This is a genomic window from Bacteroides acidifaciens, assembly GCF_024623065.1.
In the GTDB taxonomy this organism is placed as follows: Bacteria; Bacteroidota; Bacteroidia; order Bacteroidales; family Bacteroidaceae; genus Bacteroides; species Bacteroides acidifaciens.
Genome location: NZ_JANJZR010000032.1, coordinates 25,558 through 46,938 on the forward strand (window position 1 = coordinate 25,558; position 21,381 = coordinate 46,938).

General features: G+C 45.2%; 17 protein-coding genes. 12 read left to right on the forward strand and 5 right to left on the reverse strand.

Annotation, left to right across the window (positions count from 1 at the left end; all coding sequences use genetic code 11):
* The 9 genes from dnaB (at position 1) to nhaA (ending at position 10,979) form a co-directional block, all read left to right on the forward strand.
* On the forward strand, positions 1-1,569 hold the full coding sequence (dnaB, locus tag NSB03_RS11115; protein WP_024987235.1) for a replicative DNA helicase: 1,569 nt from the start codon (positions 1-3) through the stop codon (positions 1,567-1,569).
* A 264-nt stretch (positions 1,570-1,833) separates the two neighbouring features.
* On the forward strand, positions 1,834-4,296 hold the full coding sequence (gene pheT, locus NSB03_RS11120; protein WP_024987236.1) for a phenylalanine--tRNA ligase subunit beta: 2,463 nt from the start codon (positions 1,834-1,836) through the stop codon (positions 4,294-4,296).
* Between the two features lie 40 nt (positions 4,297-4,336).
* A complete protein-coding gene (locus NSB03_RS11125; protein ID WP_024987237.1) occupies positions 4,337-5,074 on the forward strand; it encodes a YebC/PmpR family DNA-binding transcriptional regulator in 738 nt (245 codons plus the stop codon).
* 6 nt (positions 5,075-5,080) lie between these two features.
* Positions 5,081-5,326: a TIGR03905 family TSCPD domain-containing protein gene (locus NSB03_RS11130; RefSeq protein WP_024987238.1), complete on the forward strand. Its 246-nt coding sequence runs from the start codon at positions 5,081-5,083 to the stop codon at positions 5,324-5,326.
* Between the two features lie 173 nt (positions 5,327-5,499).
* The gene (locus tag NSB03_RS11135) at positions 5,500-6,753 is read left to right on the forward strand and encodes an Nramp family divalent metal transporter (RefSeq protein WP_024987239.1); all 1,254 of its coding nucleotides are present in this window, start codon (positions 5,500-5,502) and stop codon (positions 6,751-6,753) included.
* 66 nt (positions 6,754-6,819) lie between these two features.
* Positions 6,820-7,278 carry a C-GCAxxG-C-C family protein gene (locus NSB03_RS11140; RefSeq protein WP_024987240.1) on the forward strand — a complete coding sequence of 153 codons (459 nt, stop codon included), beginning with the start codon at positions 6,820-6,822 and terminating at the stop codon, positions 7,276-7,278.
* 155 nt (positions 7,279-7,433) lie between these two features.
* Positions 7,434-7,634 carry a winged helix-turn-helix domain-containing protein gene (locus tag NSB03_RS11145; RefSeq protein WP_024987241.1) on the forward strand — a complete coding sequence of 67 codons (201 nt, stop codon included), beginning with the start codon at positions 7,434-7,436 and terminating at the stop codon, positions 7,632-7,634.
* Positions 7,635-7,762: 128 nt separating this feature from the next.
* Positions 7,763-9,544, forward strand: a complete 1,782-nt coding sequence (lepA, locus tag NSB03_RS11150; RefSeq protein ID WP_024987242.1) for a translation elongation factor 4 — start codon at positions 7,763-7,765, stop codon at positions 9,542-9,544.
* A 115-nt stretch (positions 9,545-9,659) separates the two neighbouring features.
* A complete protein-coding gene (nhaA, locus tag NSB03_RS11155) occupies positions 9,660-10,979 on the forward strand; it encodes a Na+/H+ antiporter NhaA (RefSeq protein ID WP_242357557.1) in 1,320 nt (439 codons plus the stop codon).
* Here nhaA and NSB03_RS11160 read toward each other — a convergent pair whose 3' ends face one another.
* The 3 genes from NSB03_RS11160 to NSB03_RS11170 all read right to left on the reverse strand — a co-directional run bounded on the left by NSB03_RS11160 (position 10,980) and on the right by NSB03_RS11170 (position 14,987).
* Positions 10,980-12,218, reverse strand: a complete 1,239-nt coding sequence (locus tag NSB03_RS11160) for a DNA recombination protein RmuC (RefSeq protein WP_024987243.1) — start codon at positions 12,216-12,218, stop codon at positions 10,980-10,982.
* The gene (gene map / locus NSB03_RS11165; protein ID WP_024987244.1) at positions 12,218-13,072 is read right to left on the reverse strand and encodes a type I methionyl aminopeptidase; all 855 of its coding nucleotides are present in this window, start codon (positions 13,070-13,072) and stop codon (positions 12,218-12,220) included. Before map ends, NSB03_RS11160 begins: the two co-directional genes overlap by 1 nt.
* Before the next feature lie 274 nt (positions 13,073-13,346).
* The gene (locus NSB03_RS11170) at positions 13,347-14,987 is read right to left on the reverse strand and encodes a B12-binding domain-containing radical SAM protein (protein WP_024987245.1); all 1,641 of its coding nucleotides are present in this window, start codon (positions 14,985-14,987) and stop codon (positions 13,347-13,349) included.
* A 111-nt stretch (positions 14,988-15,098) separates the two neighbouring features.
* Here NSB03_RS11170 and NSB03_RS11175 point away from each other — a divergent pair, with 111 nt between their 5' ends.
* Complete coding sequence (locus tag NSB03_RS11175; RefSeq protein ID WP_024987246.1) at positions 15,099-15,506, forward strand: hypothetical protein; 408 nt, start codon at positions 15,099-15,101, stop codon at positions 15,504-15,506.
* Between the two features lie 66 nt (positions 15,507-15,572).
* On the opposite strand, the gene NSB03_RS11180 is transcribed toward NSB03_RS11175, so the two are convergent.
* Positions 15,573-16,493 carry an RluA family pseudouridine synthase gene (locus NSB03_RS11180; RefSeq protein WP_135036848.1) on the reverse strand — a complete coding sequence of 307 codons (921 nt, stop codon included), beginning with the start codon at positions 16,491-16,493 and terminating at the stop codon, positions 15,573-15,575.
* Between the two features lie 12 nt (positions 16,494-16,505).
* Positions 16,506-17,876, reverse strand: a complete 1,371-nt coding sequence (gene rlmD, locus NSB03_RS11185; RefSeq protein ID WP_257466396.1) for a 23S rRNA (uracil(1939)-C(5))-methyltransferase RlmD — start codon at positions 17,874-17,876, stop codon at positions 16,506-16,508.
* A 247-nt stretch (positions 17,877-18,123) separates the two neighbouring features.
* Here rlmD and ppdK point away from each other — a divergent pair, with 247 nt between their 5' ends.
* Positions 18,124-20,844 carry a pyruvate, phosphate dikinase gene (gene ppdK / locus NSB03_RS11190; RefSeq protein WP_024987248.1) on the forward strand — a complete coding sequence of 907 codons (2,721 nt, stop codon included), beginning with the start codon at positions 18,124-18,126 and terminating at the stop codon, positions 20,842-20,844.
* Between the two features lie 203 nt (positions 20,845-21,047).
* Positions 21,048-21,326, forward strand: a complete 279-nt coding sequence (locus NSB03_RS11195; RefSeq protein WP_024987249.1) for a hypothetical protein — start codon at positions 21,048-21,050, stop codon at positions 21,324-21,326.
* Positions 21,327-21,381: the final 55 nt, after the last annotated feature.

Here is a 21,381-nt window from a genome sequence, read left to right on the forward strand (position 1 = left end):
ATGGCTGAACAGAGAAAAAATACCCGCAATACAAAATCTGCCAAAGTACAACCGGTAAATGATTATGGTCGTATCCAGCCTCAGGCGCCTGAGCTGGAAGAAGCTGTGTTGGGAGCTTTGATGATTGAGAAGGATGCCTACTCGCAAGTGAGCGAGATTCTTCGTCCCGAATCTTTTTATGAGCACCGTCACCAGTTGATTTACGCAGCTATTACCGACCTTGCCATCAACCAGAAACCGGTGGATATTCTGACGGTAAAGGAACAGCTTAGCAAGCGGGGAGATTTGGAAGAGGTCGGGGGGCCGTTCTATATTACTCAGTTGAGTAGCAAGGTCGCCTCTTCGGCGCATATTGAGTATCATGCACGTATCATTGCGCAGAAGTCGCTGGCACGTGAGTTGATTACGTTTACGAGCAATATCCAGAGCAAGGCTTTTGATGAGACGCTGGATGTGGACGACCTGATGCAGGAAGCGGAAGGTAAGCTTTTCGAGATTTCGCAGCAGAACATGAAGAAAGATTATACGCAGATTAATCCGGTGATTGACGAAGCCTATAAGCTGATTCAGAAAGCTGCGGCACGGACCGACGGTTTGAGCGGTCTTGAAAGCGGTTTTACCAAACTGGACAAGATGACTTCCGGCTGGCAGAATTCCGACCTTATTATTATTGCCGCCCGTCCTGCCATGGGTAAGACAGCTTTCGTGCTTTCTATGGCAAAGAATATTGCCGTTGATTTTCGGAATCCGGTGGCGTTGTTCTCGCTTGAAATGAGTAACGTCCAGTTGGTGAACCGTCTGATTACGAATGTCTGCGAGATTCCGAGTGAGAAAATCAAGAGCGGGCAGTTGGCCAATTACGAATGGCAGCAGTTGGACTATAAGTTGAAGGATCTGATTGATGCACCGCTTTATGTGGATGATACCCCTTCTTTGTCAGTTTTCGAACTTCGTACAAAAGCGCGCCGTCTGGTGCGTGAGCATGGGGTGAAAGTCATTATTATCGACTACCTTCAGTTGATGAATGCGAGCGGTATGGCGTTCGGAAGCCGTCAGGAAGAGGTGAGTACCATTTCACGTTCGTTGAAGGGATTGGCGAAGGAGTTGAATATTCCGATTATCGCGCTGTCACAGTTGAACCGTGGTGTGGAAAGCCGTGAAGGTATCGACGGCAAGCGTCCGCAGTTGAGCGATCTTCGTGAATCGGGAGCCATCGAGCAGGACGCCGATATGGTGTGCTTTATCCACCGTCCGGAGTATTACAAAATTTATCAGGACGACCGCGGGAATGACTTGCGCGGTATGGCGGAGATTGTGATAGCCAAGCACCGTAATGGTGCGGTAGGTGAGGTGCTGCTCCGGTTTAAGGGTGAGTTTACACGATTCTCGAATCCCGAGGATGATATGGTTATCCCGATGCCGGGTGAGCCTGCCGGAACGATGCTGGTTTCTAAAATGAATGCGGGAAGCCCTGCTTCCGTACCGCCGCCACCGGCACCTGATTTTGCTCCGCAGACAAACAATCCGTTTGCCGCGCCGATAGGTGGGGATGGGCCGTTGCCGTTTTAGTTGCGCATTATTTTACCACAGAGGACGCAGAGGACACAGAGCTCTTTCTTTTTACTAAGTACTCATGTTGAATTGGTTTGTAAATTAATTATACGCATTTGCTTATTAAGGATTTGCACTTATTTTTCATCTTTCCGATATCCTCTGTGTCCTCTGCGTCCTCTGTGGTGAAATAACGTGCAATTTTTTATCAAACCTTTTCGGTCAACCGAAAAAACTTATTAACTTTGCGAATCTTTTGAGAAACAATAAAAAATTAATCATATGAATATCTCTTATAACTGGCTGAAAGAGTATGTCAACTTCGATTTGACGCCTGATGAAACGGCTGCCGCGTTGACTTCTATCGGCTTGGAAACAGGCGGCGTGGAAGAAGTGCAAACCGTCAAAGGTGGTTTGGAAGGTCTTGTGATCGGCGAAGTGCTGACTTGCGTGGAACACCCGAATTCCGACCATTTGCACATTACTACTGTCAATCTGGGAGAAGGCGAACCGGTACAGATCGTTTGCGGCGCTCCGAACGTGGCTGCCGGACAGAAAGTGGTGGTAGCTACCTTGGGTACGAAACTCTATGACGGTGACGAATGTTTTACCATCAAGAAATCAAAAATCCGCGGCGTGGAATCTACCGGCATGATTTGTGCCGAAGATGAAATCGGTATCGGTACGGATCATGCAGGCATCATTGTATTGCCGGAAGATGTTGTTCCGGGTACGCTTGCCAAGGATTATTATAATATCAAGAGCGACTATGTGCTTGAAGTGGACATCACGCCCAACCGTGCGGATGCCTGCTCTCATTACGGCGTGGCCCGCGACCTGTACGCTTATCTGATTCAGAACGGCAGACAGGCAACTCTGCAACGTCCATCGGTAGATGACTTCACGGTTGAAAACCGGGACTTGAATATTGAGGTGAAGGTGGAAAACACGGAGGCTTGCCCGCATTATGCCGGTGTGACCGTGAAAGGGGTGACCGTGAAGGAAAGCCCGGAATGGTTGCAGAACAAATTGCGCCTGATCGGTGTGCGTCCTATTAATAATGTAGTGGATATTACCAATTACATCGTTCATGCTTTCGGACAGCCTTTGCACTGTTTCGATGCTGCCAAGATTAAAGGCAATGAGGTGATTGTGAAGACCATGCCCGAAGGGACTCCGTTCGTTACGCTGGATGAAGTGGAACGCAAGCTGAGCGACCGCGACCTGATGATTTGCAATAAGGAAGAGGCGATGTGTATTGCCGGTGTATTCGGCGGACTGGATTCCGGCTCTACCGAAGCTACGACGGATGTTTTCATTGAAAGTGCTTACTTCCATCCCACATGGGTGCGCAAGACTGCACGCCGTCATGGACTGAATACGGATGCTTCTTTCCGTTTCGAGCGTGGCATCGACCCGAATGGCGTGATTTATTGCTTGAAACTGGCTGCCATGATGGTGAAGGAACTGGCCGGCGGTACGATTTCTTCTGATATTAAAGATGTATATACTACTCCTGCGCAGGATTTCATCGTAGATTTGGCTTATGCTAAAGTAAATTCACTGGTAGGCAAAGTGATTCCGGTAGAGACAATCAAGAGCATTGTGACCAGCCTGGAGATGAAGATTACGAATGAGACGGCAGAAGGGCTGACCTTGGCTGTGCCGCCTTATCGGGTGGATGTGCAGCGTGATTGTGACGTGATTGAGGATATTCTCCGCATCTACGGATATAATAATGTGGAAATCCCGTCTACTCTGAAGTCTAGTCTGACAACAAAGGGGGAACATGATAAATCCAATAAATTACAGAATCTGGTGGCAGAACAGTTGGTGGGCTGCGGATTCAATGAAATACTGAATAACTCATTGACTCGTGCCGCATACTATGACGGTCTGGAAACTTATCCGTCAAACCGACTGGTGATGTTGCTGAACCCCCTGAGCGCGGATTTGAACGCTATGCGTCAGACTTTGTTGTTCGGTGGACTGGAAAGCATCGCTTACAACACGAACCGTAAGAATGCCGACCTGAAATTCTTTGAATTCGGTAACTGTTATTATTTCGACGGAGACAAGAGGAATGAGGAAAAGGTATTGGCTCCTTATTCGGAAGATTATCACCTGGGATTGTGGGTAACCGGCAAGAAGGTTTCCAACTCGTGGGCGCATGCAGACGAAAACAGCTCTGTTTATGAATTGAAGGCTTATGTCGAGAATATTTTGAAACGTTTGGGACTGGATTTGCATAATCTGGTTGTAGGCAACTTGACCGATGATGTCTTTGCTGCCGCACTTTCCGTAAATACCAAGGGCGGTAAACGACTGGCATCTTTCGGTGTGGTGACTAAGAAATTGCTGAAGGCGTTCGATATCGATAATGAAGTTTATTTTGCCGACTTGAACTGGAAGGAGCTTATGAAGGCTATCCGTTCGGTGAAGATCAGCTACAGGGAAATATCCAAGTTCCCGGCTGTGAAACGTGACCTTGCCTTGCTGCTTGACAAGAATGTGCAGTTTGCCGAAATCGAGAAGATTGCTTACGATACGGAGAAGAAGTTGCTGAAAGAAGTGGAACTTTTTGACGTGTACGAAGGCAAGAACCTGGAAGCAGGCAAGAAATCTTATGCAGTGAGCTTCTTGCTTCAGGATGAGAACCAGACTTTGAACGACAAGATGATTGACAAAATCATGTCGAAATTGGTGAAGAACCTGGAAGATAAACTGGGCGCCAAACTAAGATAATCAGATAAACTTAAAATTGTTATTATAAAAATATAAACCAATGGGAAGAGCATTTGAATATAGAAAGGCCGCTAAACTGAAAAGATGGGGCCACATGGCTAAAACTTTTACAAGACTGGGCAAGCAGATCGCTATCGCTGTAAAGGCGGGCGGACCGGAACCGGAGAATAACCCGACCCTGCGTTCGGTTATCGCTACGTGTAAGCGTGAGAATATGCCGAAGGACAATATCGAACGTGCCATCAAGAACGCTATGGGTAAAGACCAAAGCGACTACAAGAGCATGACTTACGAAGGATACGGCCCTCACGGAATTGCTGTTTTTGTGGATACGTTGACAGACAACACGACTCGTACGGTGGCTGACGTCCGTTCGGTATTTAACAAGTTCGGCGGAAACCTGGGTACAATGGGGTCGCTGGCTTTCCTTTTCGACCACAAATGTATGTTTACTTTCAAGAAGAAAGACGGACTGGATATGGAAGAGCTGATTCTTGACCTGATCGACTATGATGTGGAAGATGAATATGATGCCGATGAAGAGGAAGGGACAATCACTATCTACGGTGACCCGAAGAGTTACGCGGCTATTCAGAAGCACCTGGAAGAGTGTGGCTTTGAGGATGTCGGCGGAGACTTTACTTATATCCCCAACGATATGAAGGATGTGACTCCCGAACAACGCGAGACACTGGACAAGATGATTGAACGTCTGGAGGAGTTTGACGACGTGCAGACTGTTTATACGAACATGAAACCTGAAGAAAGCGAAGAATAAGCCGGTATGGAGTATGTTTATAAAACCAAAGGCACTTGCAGCACGAACATCGAACTGAATGTGGAAGATGGAGTTGTGAAGGAAGTTGCTTTTTGGGGTGGATGCAACGGCAACCTGCAAGGTATTTCGCGCTTGGTGAAAGGCATGAAAGTGGAAGAGGTGATTGCCAAGCTTGAGGGTGTACGTTGCGGTGGCAGACCGACGTCTTGTCCCGACCAGTTATGTCGTGCATTGCATGAGATGGGATATTAACGGACAACGTTTTTTTTTATAGTTAATCTCAGAAGGGGGGGAGCAAAGAGCTCCCCTTTTTTTGTTCGGGCACGGATTACACGGATAGCACGGTTTTATTGATTTTGAACCAAAATCGGACTCCAGTCGTTATTAATAAGTATATTTGTATTGGATAAACTATTATGCAAGAGATGAAGAATGTTTTTCAAGATTTAAAACGCAAAGATCATAAACGCTATTTGGGCGGGCTGGATGTGTTCAGATATATCGGTCCGGGGCTTTTGGTGACGGTAGGATTTATTGACCCGGGAAACTGGGCGTCTAATTTCGCTGCCGGTTCCGAGTTCGGGTATTCGCTGCTTTGGGTAGTCACCTTGTCCACTGTCATGTTGATTGTGCTTCAACACAACGTTGCCCACTTGGGGATTGTTACCGGGCTTTGCCTTTCGGAAGCGGCCACCCAATATACTCCCAAATGGGTGTCCCGTCCCATACTTGGCACGGCGGTGCTGGCTTCTATCTCTACCTCGCTGGCGGAGATTCTGGGTGGTGCCATTGCGCTCGAAATGCTGTTGGATATTCCTATCATATGGGGGGCTGTATTGACAACGCTTTTTGTATCTATCATGCTTTTCACCAATTCTTATAAGAAGATAGAGCGTGCTATCATTGCGTTCGTTTCCGTTATCGGGCTTTCTTTTATTTATGAGCTGTTTCTGGTGGAAATAGACTGGCCCGCTGCAACGGCGGGGTGGGTGACTCCGTCATTCCCGAAAGGCAGTATGCTGATTATCATGAGTGTGCTGGGGGCGGTGGTGATGCCTCATAACCTGTTTCTCCATTCGGAAGTGATACAGAGTCACGAGTATAATAAGAAAGACGACGCGTCGATAAAGAAGGTGTTGAAGTATGAACTGTTTGATACGCTGTTTTCGATGATTGTCGGCTGGGCGATTAACAGTGCGATGATTCTGCTGGCTGCCGCTACTTTTTTCAAAAGCGGTATTCGGGTGGAGGAATTGCAACAAGCCCAATCGCTGCTCGAACCGTTGCTGGGAAGTCATGCTGCAATCGTATTTGCGTTGGCTCTGCTGATGGCGGGCATTTCGTCGACTATCACGAGCGGGATGGCGGCAGGCTCTATCTTTGCGGGTATCTTTGGCGAATCCTATCATATCAAAGACAGTCACTCGCAGGTGGGGGTGCTTTTGTCCTTGGGCATCGCCTTGCTGCTGATTTTCTTTATCGGGGATCCTTTTAAGGGATTGATTATCTCACAGATGATACTTAGTATCCAGTTGCCCTTTACGGTCTTTTTGCAGGTGGGGCTGACCTCTTCCCGGAAGGTGATGGGGGATTATGTGAATAGCCGCTGGAGTACGTTTGTACTGTATGCGATTGCGATTATCGTATCGGTGCTGAATATCATGCTGTTGTTTTCCTGAGATGAACATGCATCAATACATACTTTTTTTTGTATTTTTGCATGAAAATAAAAAGCGGAAAATAGTATGGAAGATAGAATACAGAAAGCGGTGGAGCTTTTTAGGAGCGGATATAACTGTTCGCAGTCTGTTGTGGCTGCCTTTGCAGATATGTATGGATTTACACAAGAACAGGCCTTGCGCATGAGCGCTTCCTTCGGTGGGGGGATAGGCAGGATGCGTGAAACGTGTGGAGCTGCCTGCGGCATGTTCTTGCTGGCAGGCCTGGAAACCGGGGCGACGGAAGCGGCAGACCGGGAAGGCAAAGCTGCCAACTATGCGGTAGTGCAGGAACTGGCGGCTGAATTTAAAAAACGCAACGGTTCGCTGATTTGCGGCGAATTGTTGGGATTGAAGAAAAAAGAACCGGTTTCTACCGTGCCGGAAGAGCGTACTACTCAATATTATAGCAAGCGCCCTTGCGCGAAAATGGTGGAAGAAGCGGCAAGAATCTGGTGTGAATATCTTGAAAAGCATCCAAAATGAGCTCTTAAAATGCTTTTTTATTACAAAAACGGTAAAAAAGTACTCAATAAAATGTTATATAACATAAAAATAGCTATCTTTGTCTCCGAAATAAAATCTGAAAGTCTTTATGGCTGGAAGGATTTTAAGCATGTCTAACTAAAATTGCAAAGCAAATGTTGAAAGAAAAAGCTGGTGTAATTGCAGGTACTATCTGGAATGCACTGAATGAAACAGAAGGAATGACTGCCAAGAAGCTTAAAAAAGCGACTAAATTGGTTGACAAAGATCTGTTTCTTGGTCTTGGCTGGTTATTGAGAGAAGACAAAGTCTCTGTGGAAGAAGTTGAAGGTGAACTCTTCATCAAATTGATCTAAGCGAGTAACTCACTTAAGCAATAAAAAAATGCGTTGGTACATTGTCAGAATGTTATCAACGCATTTTTTTTTATTCCGCCATTTACGTATATTTGCACACCGAAAAGATAAAATAATAAGAATTCAGAATGAAGAATATACGCAATTTTTGTATTATTGCTCATATTGACCACGGTAAATCGACTTTGGCCGACCGCCTGCTGGAATATACCAAGACTATTCAGGTGACTTCGGGACAGATGCTTGATAATATGGACCTGGAGAAAGAAAGGGGAATCACGATCAAGAGCCATGCTATCCAGATGGAATATACCTATAAGGGTGAGAAGTATGTCCTTAACTTGATTGACACTCCGGGACACGTGGACTTCTCGTATGAGGTGTCCCGTTCGATTGCCGCTTGCGAGGGTGCGTTGCTGATTGTCGATGCGTCGCAGGGTGTACAGGCACAGACGATTTCCAACTTGTATATGGCGATTGAGCACGATCTCGAAATTATCCCGGTTATCAATAAATGTGATATGGCAAGCGCCAATCCCGAAGAGGTGGAAGATGAGATTGTGGAATTGCTGGGTTGCAAACGTGAAGAGGTAATCCGTGCGTCGGGCAAGACGGGTATGGGCGTGGAAGAGATACTTGCCGCCGTTATCGAACGCATCCCTCATCCCGAAGGAGACGAGGATGCCCCGTTGCAAGCGTTGATTTTCGACTCTGTGTTCAACTCTTTCCGTGGAATTATAGCCTATTTCAAGATTGAGAACGGTATAATACGCAAGGGTGATAAGGTGAAATTCTTCAATACGGGAAAAGAGTATGACGCCGATGAGGTGGGGGTGCTTAAAATGGATATGGTTCCCCGCAACGAGCTTCGTACGGGAGATGTAGGATATATTATTTCGGGTATCAAGACTTCCAAAGAGGTGAAGGTGGGAGATACCATTACGCATATCGCCCGTCCGTGCGACAAGGCTATTGCCGGTTTTGAGGAAGTGAAGCCGATGGTGTTTGCCGGAGTTTATCCGATTGAGGCGGAGGACTTTGAAGACCTTCGTGCGTCTCTGGAGAAGTTGCAGTTGAATGACGCATCTTTGACTTTCCAGCCGGAATCTTCGCTGGCACTGGGTTTTGGTTTCCGTTGCGGATTCCTGGGATTGCTCCATATGGAGATTGTACAGGAACGGTTGGACCGCGAGTTTGACATGAACGTGATTACCACCGTGCCCAATGTGTCGTACAACATATTTGACAAGCAAGGCAATATGAAGGAGGTGCATAACCCCGGAGGTATGCCCGATCCTACATTAATAGATCATATTGAAGAACCGTATATCAAGGCGTCTATCATCACTACGACCGATTACATAGGACCTATCATGACGCTTTGCCTGGGCAAGCGCGGCGAGCTTCTCAAGCAGGAGTACATCTCCGGCAATCGGGTGGAGATCTATTATAATATGCCTTTGGGAGAGATTGTCATCGACTTTTATGATAAACTGAAGAGTATCTCCAAAGGTTATGCTTCGTTCGACTATCAGCCCAACGGCTTCCGTACTTCCAAACTGGTGAAACTTGATATTTTGCTGAACGGTGAGCCTGTGGACGCGCTTTCTACATTGACGCATATCGACAATGCGTATGATATGGGCAGGAGGATGTGTGAGAAGTTGAAGGAACTTATTCCTCGCCAGCAGTTTGAAATTGCCATTCAGGCAGCTATCGGTGCCAAAATTATCGCTCGCGAAACCATTAAGGCAGTCCGTAAGGATGTGACTGCGAAGTGTTACGGCGGTGACGTGAGCCGTAAGCGTAAACTGCTTGAAAAGCAGAAAAGAGGTAAAAAACGAATGAAACAAATCGGTAACGTGGAAGTGCCTCAAAAAGCCTTCCTTGCTGTACTGAAACTGGATTAAGAATATTGCCGCAAGCAGTTTTTCAGAGTATTTTCTGAACAAATTGACTTGCGGTTGCTTTTTGATTGGAAAAAATCCGTATATTGCGAATCTAATATTATAAATACATTTCGTTATGACTATTTTGCGGACTATGCGGAATTTCTCATCCATGAATATCACAGCGAGTATTCTTCTGTTTCTGGCTGCTATTTCGGCAGCCGTCATTGCGAACTCTTCTGTGGCTCCGGTGTATCAGGCGTTCTTATCGCATGAACTTCATTTGCAGATTGGTAGTTTTAATTTACTTTCGCACGGTGGGGAGAATCTACGGATGATTGAGTTTATCAATGATGGCTTGATGACGATTTTCTTTTTGCTGGTGGGGCTGGAAATCAAGCGGGAATTGCTGGTGGGCGAGCTTTCTTCTTTCCGCAAGGCTGTGTTGCCTTTTATCGCTGCTTGTGGTGGCATGCTGGTTCCTGTAATTATATATATGCTGATTTGCCCGCCGGGCAGTGTCGGCGGACAAGGGTCTGCCATCCCGATGGCAACGGATATTGCTTTTTCATTGGGTGTGTTGAGTTTGCTGGGGAATCGCGTTCCGCTGAGCCTGAAAATTTTTCTGACGGCTTTTGCGGTTGTCGATGATATTGGCGGTATTCTGGTGATTGCCATTTTTTATAGCTCACATGTCTCTTACGGTTATCTTCTGGTGGCTGCGTTGCTTTATGCTTTTCTTTACTTTATCGGAAAATGGGGGGCGACAAATAAGATTTTCTTTTTAGTGATTGGGGTCGTTATCTGGTATTTATTTTTGCAATCGGGTATTCATAGTACAATCTCCGGGGTTATCCTGGCTTTTGTTATTCCCGCAAAGCCTCGTTTGAACGTAGGGAAGTATATTGAAGATATCCGCCGTATAATAGCCGGCTTCCCGACAATGGAGTCGGGAAGTATTGTGTTGACTAATGAGCAGATTGCCAGACTGAAAGAGGTGGAGTCGGCTTCCGACCGTGTGATTAGTCCGTTGCAATCATTGGAAGACAATCTGCATGGGGCGGTCAATTACCTGATTCTTCCGCTTTTTGCGTTTGTCAATGCCGGCGTTGTGTTTAGCGGGGGCGGCGAGTTGGTCGGCAACGTGGGTATTGCGGTGGCAGCCGGTTTGCTGTTTGGCAAATTCATCGGTATTTATTCGTTCACCTGGTTGGCTATCAGAACAGGACTGACTCCCAGACCATTGGGAATGAACTGGATGAATCTTACCGGAGTTGCATTGTTGGGTGGCATCGGTTTTACCGTATCGCTTTTCATTGCCAACCTTTCTTTCGGAACTGATTATCCGGTCTTGTTGAACCAGGCTAAGTTTGGAGTATTGTCGGGGTCCATACTTTCCGGGTTATTGGGGTATATGGTGCTTCGGGTGGTGCTTGCAAAGGGGCAGGGGCGTTGACTATTCGTCTGTAAGTTCATCATCTATTCCGTCAATCGGCAGAATCTTCCGACTTTCTTCATGTGGTAACTGCTCTACTTGCCGCAGTTTCCGTTCGATGGCGCGTGTCCGTTTTCCCATTACTTCTTCCAGTTGGTCGCCGGCACTTTGCAGGTTCTTCTGTACTTTCTCAAGCAATCCGCCGAACTTGCCGAATTCCGTTTTGACGGCTCCCAATACGGTCCAAACTTCGCCGGTACGCTTTTGGATGGCTAGTGTGCGGAATCCCATTTGAAGGCTGTTCAAGATAGCTCCTAGTGTCGTCGGTCCGGTCACTACGATCTTATATTCTTTCTGAAGCGTCTCTACAAGACTTGTTCTTCGGATTACCTCAGCGTAAATGCTTTCGAAAGGTAAGAACATGATGGCGAAATCGGTAGTAAAAGGGGGATCCACATATTTATCGTGAATATCCTTGGCCATCTTTTTAATCGTGCTTTCCAACTGCTTGCCGGATGATTCCATCAACGCGGCATCTCCCGCTTCGAAAGCATCGTAATATTGCTCGTATATGTCTTTCGGGAATTTGGCATCAATCGGAAGGTAAACGGTGCTGTTGGCATCGTCCTTTCCCGGAAGTTTGATGGCAAATTCGACGAATTCGGTTCCGCTCTTTTTCGTCTTGACGTTTGCGTCATACTGTTCAGGGCTCATCATTTGTTCGAGTAATGCTCCGAGCTGTACTTCACCGAATGTCCCCCGCATTTTTACGTTGCTCAATACTTTTTTCAGTCCGCCGACATCCTGTGCCAGGGATTTCATTTCTCCGAGTCCCTTTTGTACATTTTCGAGCTGCGAACGGACGATTTCAAACGACTGACCGATTCGTTCGTTCAGTGTCTTTTGCAACTTTTCTTCTACCATCAGGCGCATGTCGTCCAGACGTTTCTCGGTCGATTTAATCAGAACTTCCTGCTGGCGCGCCATTGTGTCGAATTTCTGGCGTTGCAGCTCTCCACTGGTCATCATGTTCTTGTGCAGGGCATCCTGGAGTTGCTGCATATTCTGGTTGAGCGTTTGCGTCATCTCCATGCGAAGTTCCCGGATGCTGCGGTTCAGTTCTTCCCGGTTCTCCTGCATTTGTTGGCGCAAAGCTATCTGTAATTGTTCCGCTTGAGTCTGGTTGTTGCCTTTTGTCAGTGATAATACCAGCAGGACTGTCACTAATATGGCAATTATAATAAGTAGAATCAGTTCCATCAATATGTCAGAATTTCGTTTCCGGTTTCAGTAATCAGTATCATGTTTTCCCATTGGGCTGAGGGTAGCCCGTCGTCGGTGCAGACTGTCCATCCGTCAGCTTCGTCTACAAATACTTCGTAGGTTCCCATATTAATCATCGGCTCGATGGTAAAAGTCATGCCGGGTACGATCATCATTCCTGTGCCACGGCGTCCGAAGTGTTCTACATCCGGCTCTTCATGGAACTTCATCCCCACACCGTGTCCGCAAAGGTCACGGACAACGCTGAATCCGTTCTTTTCTGCATGCTCCTGGATGGCTGCGCCCACATCGCCCAGTTGCTTCCAGGGCTGTGCGGCGGCAATGCCTATTTCCATACATTCTTTGGTCACCTGAACGAGTTTGCGCATTTCGGGACTTACCTCGCCAATCATAAACATGCGGGATGCATCGGAGAAGTATCCATTGTAAATCGTGGATACATCCACATTGATAATATCTCCGCTTTTCAGGATTTCATTCTTATTGGGTATCCCATGACATACCACATCATTGATACTCGTACAAACGCTTTTCGGAAATCCTTCGTAATTGAGTGGGGCAGGGATGGCTCCATGTCCGGTTGTGAAGTCATAAACCATCACGTCAATCTCTTCGGTAGACATTCCTTCACGGATATTTTCCGAGATATAATCCAACAATGCCGTATTGATTTTGGCACTTTCACGGATACCTTCCAGTTGTTCGGGGGTGCGGAGTACTTTACGTGGTGGAAGCTTATATCCTTGTTTTCTATATTTCTGTATTTTCTCTTCTACTGCTGCCGGATAATTGGAGGGGGTAAACCGGAATCCCTTGATAAAGTTCTTCATTATTATAGGATGTTTTTTTAATCGTTCTGCAAAGGTAGAGAATAAAATGGAAGATATGCTTTCTTGTTTTCTAAAACTTTTCTATATCGTTGGTTTACTTCATTAAGAACCGGCGTATAGGATAATAACGTATATATGTCCACCACGTGGGCAAAAGTGAAGTAAGATGTGGGTTTGTTATCAAGAGGAGAAGCGTATAGTAAAAAGAATGAAGAAAGTTTGAGACTAAAAGACAGATGATTAAATACCCTGTCTGTATCTATTAGAAGTATATCTAGAATAATTTATTAGCTTTGAAAACCGGTTGTATCTTCTGAATTTCCGATTCAAAACCGAACCAGTATCCATGCTCTTCTTCGTCAACGGGAAGAAAACATAATCGTAGATTCTCACGATATGAGCCATATTCCACTTCCCAATTTTCAGGGGGAACTTGTCTTTTTGTCCTTACTCTTTCTGCCGGAGTTTTTTTAAGCGACATACCTGCTTCTATCCATGCGATGCTGACTTGTGTCAGGTAATCCGGATAATGATTTTTACAGAAATCATATAAGATAAGTCCTCTTTTTTCCAGACTTAAAGGAGTGTCGATGACATCGGTTTGCACCAAATGATTGAGGAATTCACGTAAGAAATGCGGATTCTCCAGAATGAGTGTCCGGGTAATCTTTTGCCAAGTAGAAGTATTGTAGAATCCGTCTAACATACGGGATAGGTAATGGGCCGTTTGCAGTTCGTCTACTGATATTTCACGGGTCTGTAATACTTCATAGGGTGGTAGCGGTGAGTATTGGATACCTAATTCTTCTGCTCTTCTTCGCATTTCTGTGCCGGGGAGCAGCTTTAGGGATTCCAGTTGGATTTCTCCTGCGCCATATTCCGCTAAGGTGCGGACATCTTCGAATATTTCTGATAAGTGATAGAGTGGGAGTCCTGCTATTAAGTCGGCGTGTGTCTCCATATTTTTCAGGGAGCAGAGGTATTTTAATCCTTCAAGAGCGTCGGATAACTTTCCGATGCGTCGGCTTTGTTGTAGAACAGGTTCTTTTAAGCTTTGAATTCCGGCTTCCAAATGCAATAGACCTTTCGGTAGGGCGGATAACTCCTGCTTTAATTCTTCGGAAAGGAGAGCCGGATGGATTTCAAGATGGAAACAGATGTCCGGATAGTTACGGAATAAGTCGAGTAATTCTTTTGCTCGCTTATTGTTGTAATTAAAGGTACGGTCGAGGACACGTACATTCTTGATTCCATGCTGGTGAATGTCATTCAGACGTCCACGGATAGCTTCCAAAGGAATGGTGCGGACAGGCTTTTCACCGCCACTGACGCAAAAAGCGCATGTGTTGAAACATCCCCGGGTTGTTTCAAGTTGGACAAAGGGCTTGCTCCAATTGAAAAAACGGCTCTTTTCAGGAGATATAAGTTGTGAGAAATTCATGACGCGGGCGATGCCGTTGTCTTGATATTGATTGTTTTCATCAAGATAACAGAGACCTGTTATTGATTTCCACTCTTCTTTTGAGTGATTCCACACTTTTAGCCATAAAGAGAATACTTCTTCGCCTTCTCCGCGGAACACTCCGCTTACAAATTTGTTCTTATATAAGAAAGCAGCGTTATCTCCTAAAAACTCGGGGCCGCCGAGTATGATACAGCAATGAGGTAATAATGCTTTTGCACGTGAAACGATGTGTAATAGTTGCTCGTGATTAAATAGCCAGTTGGTGGCTGCAATGATATCCGGTTGGTGACGGTAGATTTGATTGACAACGCTACCGGTATTTTCATTAATCGTGGCAGAGACTACGCACCATTCAATAGTGGTATCGTCTGCTATTTGAGCATGGAGTGCAGGGAGTGCCAGTGAGGAGTGTGCATAGGAGCTATTTAAATCGAGCCAAAGAAGTTTCATGTAATTTTTTAAATATTATCGGGGCAAAGGTACAAAAAACTTATGGCTTGAAGTGTATAGTAAAATAAAAACGCTAAATTTGTATTTATAAACGCAATAAACTGGAAGATTATGAAAATGGTTAAGAGATATGCAGGTATCTTAATGATGCTGACTTTATTGGTTGGCTTTACTTCGTGTGAGGACGATGAAGACTTAGAAGAGCAGATGTTCGGCAGGATATGGGCAGGAGATGTCGGCATGAGTGCTGCCAATGGAAGGTATATATATAGTAAGTTTACTTTTGACCCGGACGGCTTTGGTGAAGAATATCAATATTATCGTAACGGTGAACCATGTGACTATTTTCGTTTTCAGTGGTATTGGGAGGATCGTTACAGTAATAACCTTGTTTTGGATTATGGTAGAAATGGAATCTCCTACATGGATGATGTGAATATACGTCGTGGATTAATGACTGGAATTTTTTATTTGACAGGAGATTCAGAGGGTTTCCCTTTTACATTGGAAATGCAATAGAAGATGAATATTTTAATATAAATAAAAAGCGGAAGTCTCTTTTTTAAAGAGTTCCGCTTTTATTTTTTATTTCTTCAGAAACAGCTTCTTGAAATCTGCCGGATAAGGTGTCTCAAACTCCATCAAATCTCCCGTTACCGGATGATAGAAACAAAGTTTGAAAGCGTGAAGTGCCATGCGTCCGATAGGATTCGAATAGTTTTCTCCGCCATATCTTCCATCACCGACAATCGGATGACCTAAATCCTGCATATGCACACGAATCTGGTTCTTGCGCCCTGTCTCCAAATCAAGTTCTACAAGAGAATACCCGTTCGCACGTTTGATGGTTCTATAATGTGTGATTGATTTGGAACCACCGTCGTCGTATTTGCTGGAGCTTACATACAAAGTCTTATCTGTCAACCAGGATACTATCGTATCATAGTCTTTCTCCATATTTCCTTCCACTACGGCCACATATCGGCGGTCGGTCACTATCTCATGCCAGTTGTCGCGTAGCGTCCGCTGTGTTTTTTCGTCTTTGGCAAACATCATCAAGCCGGAAGTGTCTCTGTCCAGACGGTGAACAATATACACACGAAACTGGCGTCCGGAGCGTTGTACATATTCATTGAGTATTGTATAAGCGGTACGCTCTTTCTGACGCTCCGTATTGACGGACAAGAGTCCTTGCATCTTTTCGACAACAATGATATAAGCGTCCTCATATACGATTTTCAGCAATCTGTTATTAAACTCTTTCTTTCCCTTTTGCTTGCTGATTTGCACCTTCATTCCCGGTTGAAGAGGGTAGTTGAATTGTGTAGTGATCACATTGTCAACAAATACCACCCGCTTGCTTAACAAAGATTTCAGCTTTGTGCGGCTTGCGTCCGGCATTTTGGCAGCGAGGAAATCCATGAGTTCCATCGGTTCCCTGACTGCATAGTTCGTATATTGGGCACGTGCTCTTTCAGCAGGTGTCTTTCTAGGTCTTTTTTCCATTTCTTTTTTCTTTTATCGAAGTTCTAGTAATACTACATTCTCCACATGATGAGTGTGAGGGAACATATCTACCGGCTGCACAGCTTTCACCTTGTATTTACCATCCAGTAACTGCAAATCGCGTGCCTGAGTAGCAGGATTACAACTTACATAAACAATCCGTTTGGGTTCGGCAAACAAAATAACGTCAACCACATCTTGATGCATACCTGCGCGAGGGGGGTCTGTTATGATAACGTCTGGGCGTCCATGCTGATTGATGAAGTCCTGAGTCAACATATCCTTCATGTCGCCGGCATAGAACAAGGTATTTTTAATATCATTGATTTCCGCATTCACCTTTGCGTCTTCAATAGCTTCCGGCACATATTCGATACCAATCACTTGGCGCGCCTGGCGTGAGACAAAGTTGGCAATCGTGCCTGTTCCGGTATAGAGGTCGTACACCAGTTCATTTCCGGTCAGTCCGGCAAAGTCACGGGCTATCTTATATAGATTATAAGCCTGTTCCGAATTGGTCTGATAGAATGATTTCGGACCTACCTTGAAACGCAGGCCTTCCATCTCCTCAAAGATATGATCTTTACCTTTAAATACGTGCACATCCAAATCATTGATGGTGTCGTTGCACTTATTATTAATAATGTATAGCAAAGATGTAATTTCCGGGAAAGAATCAGCGACAAACTGAAGCAGTTGCTTGAACTGTGTCATTTCGTGCTCTTCCGTAATCTTGCAAATTACGATTACCATCAATTCGCCCGTTGAAGAAGTACGGACAATCATATTCCGCAGCATACCTTCCTGTGTACGCAGATTGATGAATGAATAATCATGTTCGTAAGCATAGTCGCGTATCGCATTCCGGATACGGTTGGATATATCGTCCTGCAGCCAACATTTCTCGATAGCCAGCACCTTGTCGAACGCTCCCGGAATATGGAAACCGACAGCATTCATCTGGTCATACTTCACATCCTGGCGAACTTCTTCGTTGGTCAGCCAACGTTTATTGGAAAATGTGAACTCCAGTTTGTTTCTGTACCACTCCGTTTTAGCCGAACCGAGAATCGGGGAAATCTCGGGAAGCTCGATTTTTCCGATACGTCTCAGATTATCTTCCACTTGCTTCTGTTTGTATCTGATTTGCTCCGGATAGGGGAGCACCTGCCACTTGCAACCGCCGCATACGCCATAGTGTTGACAGAAAGGAACGGCACGATTGGGCGATAGTTCATGAAACTTCACCGCTTCTGCTTCGGCATATTTATTTTTCTTACGTTTGATCTGAAGGTCTACGACATCGCCCGGCACTACGTAGGGAACAAAAATTACCAGGTCGTTTACTTTTGCGATGGCTTTTCCTTCGGCAGCCACATCCATGATTGTTATCTTCTCCAATAAGGGAAGTTCTTTTTTCTTTCTTGCCACTTTTACACCAGTCTAATAATTACTTTGCAAAAGTAGGTATTTTTTTTGGAAAACTTTCGTGTCTGTAGAAATAATACAGATTGTAATGTCGAAATTGCATTTTGATAGAAAGTTTTTTCGCAAAAAGTTTTCTGATTTGCGAAATATCCTTAGATTTGCGAACAGAAAAAAGTCATAATGTAACTTTAAACACAATATTATGGATAAAAAAAGAGTTTATACCTTTGGAAATGGTCAGGCAGAAGGAAAGGCCGACATGAGGAATTTGTTAGGTGGTAAAGGTGCCAACCTTGCCGAAATGAATTTAATTGGAATTCCAGTCCCTCCCGGATTCACAATAACTACAGATGTTTGTACGGAATACAACACGTTAGGACGTGATAAAGTGGTTGAGTTGCTGAAAGATGAAGTTGTAAAAGCAATCACTCATGTGGAAGCGTTGATGAAATCTAAATTCGGTGATGTCGAAAATCCTTTGTTGGTATCTGTACGTTCTGGTGCACGCGCATCTATGCCGGGTATGATGGATACTATTCTGAACCTTGGTCTGAATGATGAAGTGGTGGAAGGAATTATCCGCAAGACTGGTAATGCACGCTTTGCATGGGATTCTTACCGTCGTTTTGTACAGATGTACGGTGACGTGGTTTTGGGAATGAAACCTACTAATAAGGAAGATATTGACCCGTTCGAAGCTATCATCGAAGAGGTGAAAGAAGCGAAAGGTGTGAAACTTGATAACGAGCTGGAAGTGGAAGACCTGAAAGAGCTTGTGAAGAAATTTAAAGCTGCCGTAAAAGAACAGACAGGAAGAGATTTTCCGACTTGTGCATACGAACAGCTTTGGGGGGCCATCTGTGCAGTATTCGATTCATGGATGAATGAACGTGCTATCCTTTACCGTAAGATGGAAAGTATTCCTGACGAATGGGGAACAGCCGTAAACGTACAGGCAATGGTATTCGGTAATATGGGAGATACTTCCGCAACCGGCGTTTGTTTCTCACGTGACGCAGCTACAGGTGAAGACCTTTTCAATGGTGAATACCTGATTAACGCGCAAGGTGAAGACGTAGTAGCCGGTATCCGTACTCCGCAACAGATTACTAAGATCGGTTCCCAACGTTGGGCCCAACTGGCGGGTGTAAGCGAAGAAGAACGTGCTGCAAAATATCCTTCTATGGAAGAAGCTATGCCGGAAATCTATAACGAACTGGATGCGCTTCAGACAAAATTGGAAAATCATTATAAAGATATGCAGGACATGGAGTTCACCGTTCAAGAAGGTAAGCTCTGGTTCCTTCAGACACGTAACGGCAAACGTACGGGTGCTGCCATGGTGAAGATTGCTATGGATTTGCTCCGTCAGGGTATGATTGACGAAAAGACAGCCTTGATGCGCGTTGAACCGAATAAGCTGGATGAATTGCTCCACCCTGTATTTGACAAGGATGCTTTGAAAAAAGCAAAAATCCTGACTCGTGGTCTTCCGGCTTCTCCGGGTGCTGCAACCGGTCAGATTGTATTCTTCGCAGATGACGCTGCCGAATGGCATGCTGCCGGTAAACGTGTGGTGATGGTTCGTATCGAGACCTCTCCTGAGGACTTGGCGGGTATGGCTGTCGCCGAAGGTATCCTGACTGCCCGTGGAGGTATGACTTCTCACGCTGCTGTGGTAGCCCGTGGTATGGGTAAATGCTGTGTGTCGGGTGCTGGTGCATTGAATATTGACTATAAGGCACGTACGGTGGAAATTGACGGTGTGGTGCTGAAAGAAGGTGATTACATCTCTCTGAACGGAAGTACGGGTGTAGTATATAATGGTAAGGTAGAGACGAAAGCTGCCGAGCTTTCCGGTGACTTTGCAGAATTGATGACACTGGCTGATAAATATACCCGTTTGCAGGTACGTACCAATGCGGACACTCCTCATGATGCGGAAGTTGCACGTAACTTCGGTGCGGTGGGTATCGGTCTTTGCCGTACGGAACATATGTTCTTTGAAGGTGAAAAGATTAAGGCAATGCGTGAAATGATTCTGGCAGAAGATGCTGAAGGGCGTCGCAAGGCATTGGCTAAGATTCTTCCGTACCAACAGGCGGACTTTAAGGGTATCTTTAAGGCAATGGCGGGCTGTCCGGTGACTGTACGTCTGCTCGATCCTCCTTTGCATGAGTTCGTTCCTCACGATTTGAAGGGACAACAGGAGATGGCGGATACTATGGGCGTAAGTTTGCAGTATATCCAGCAACGTGTAGAATCATTGTGTGAACACAACCCGATGTTGGGTCACCGTGGTTGCCGTCTGGGAAATACATATCCTGAAATTACTCAGATGCAGACACGCGCTATCTTGGGTGCTGCATTGGAATTGAAGAAAGAAGGAGTGGAGACTCATCCGGAAATCATGGTTCCGCTGACTGGTATCTTGTATGAATTCAAGGAACAGGAAAACGTGATTCGTACAGAGGCAGCGAAGTTGTTCGAAGAGTTGGGAGACAGCATTGACTTCAAAGTAGGTACAATGATTGAAATCCCGCGCGCAGCTTTGACAGCCGACCGTATTGCTTCTTCTGCTGAATTCTTCTCATTCGGTACAAATGACTTGACGCAGATGACCTTCGGTTATTCTCGTGACGATATTGCTTCTTTCCTTCCTGTTTATCTGGAAAAGAAGATTTTGAAAGTAGACCCGTTCCAGGTTCTCGATCAGAATGGTGTGGGACAATTGGTTCGTATGGCAACAGAAAAAGGCCGTGCTATCCGTCCGGATTTGAAATGTGGTATTTGCGGTGAACATGGTGGCGAACCTTCTTCAGTGAAGTTCTGCCACAGAGTAGGATTAAACTACGTTAGTTGTTCTCCATTCCGCGTACCTATTGCAAGACTGGCGGCGGCGCAGGCTGCAATCGAGGAATAAGCGATTAGATAACTAATTATTGTATTAGGCTGTAATGCACTGGAAAATAGGCATTACAGCCTAATCTGTTTTTGGACGGTTCGTTCATTTGACCGCAGAAATCGAGCCAAATAAACGGGTAACACATACCAAATACATACAAAAATGAACATGCGCACATACACAACACATACAAATGAATTTATTAACTTAAATAATTGATTATGATTACATTCAAAACTGTTGTAAGAAGGAAAAGAGCTGATGGTTTTTATCCGGTGTATATTCGCGTGGTTCATCGGACTAAAATGGGGTACATTAGCACAGGCAAAATTGTTACCGACAAGCAAATACTAAAATCAGGTGACATCAAAGACCCTGTAGTAAATGAATACTGTTCACGCCAAATTTTACGTTTCAGTGAAATCATGAACAAGAAGGACTTTACCAACTTCTCCGTATCTGATTTGATAGACTATTTCCTGACTTCGTCACTTTTTTGAGTTCCAAAATAAGGATGCCTGATTTTCACCAATATAGGCAAATTCAAGGGTGATT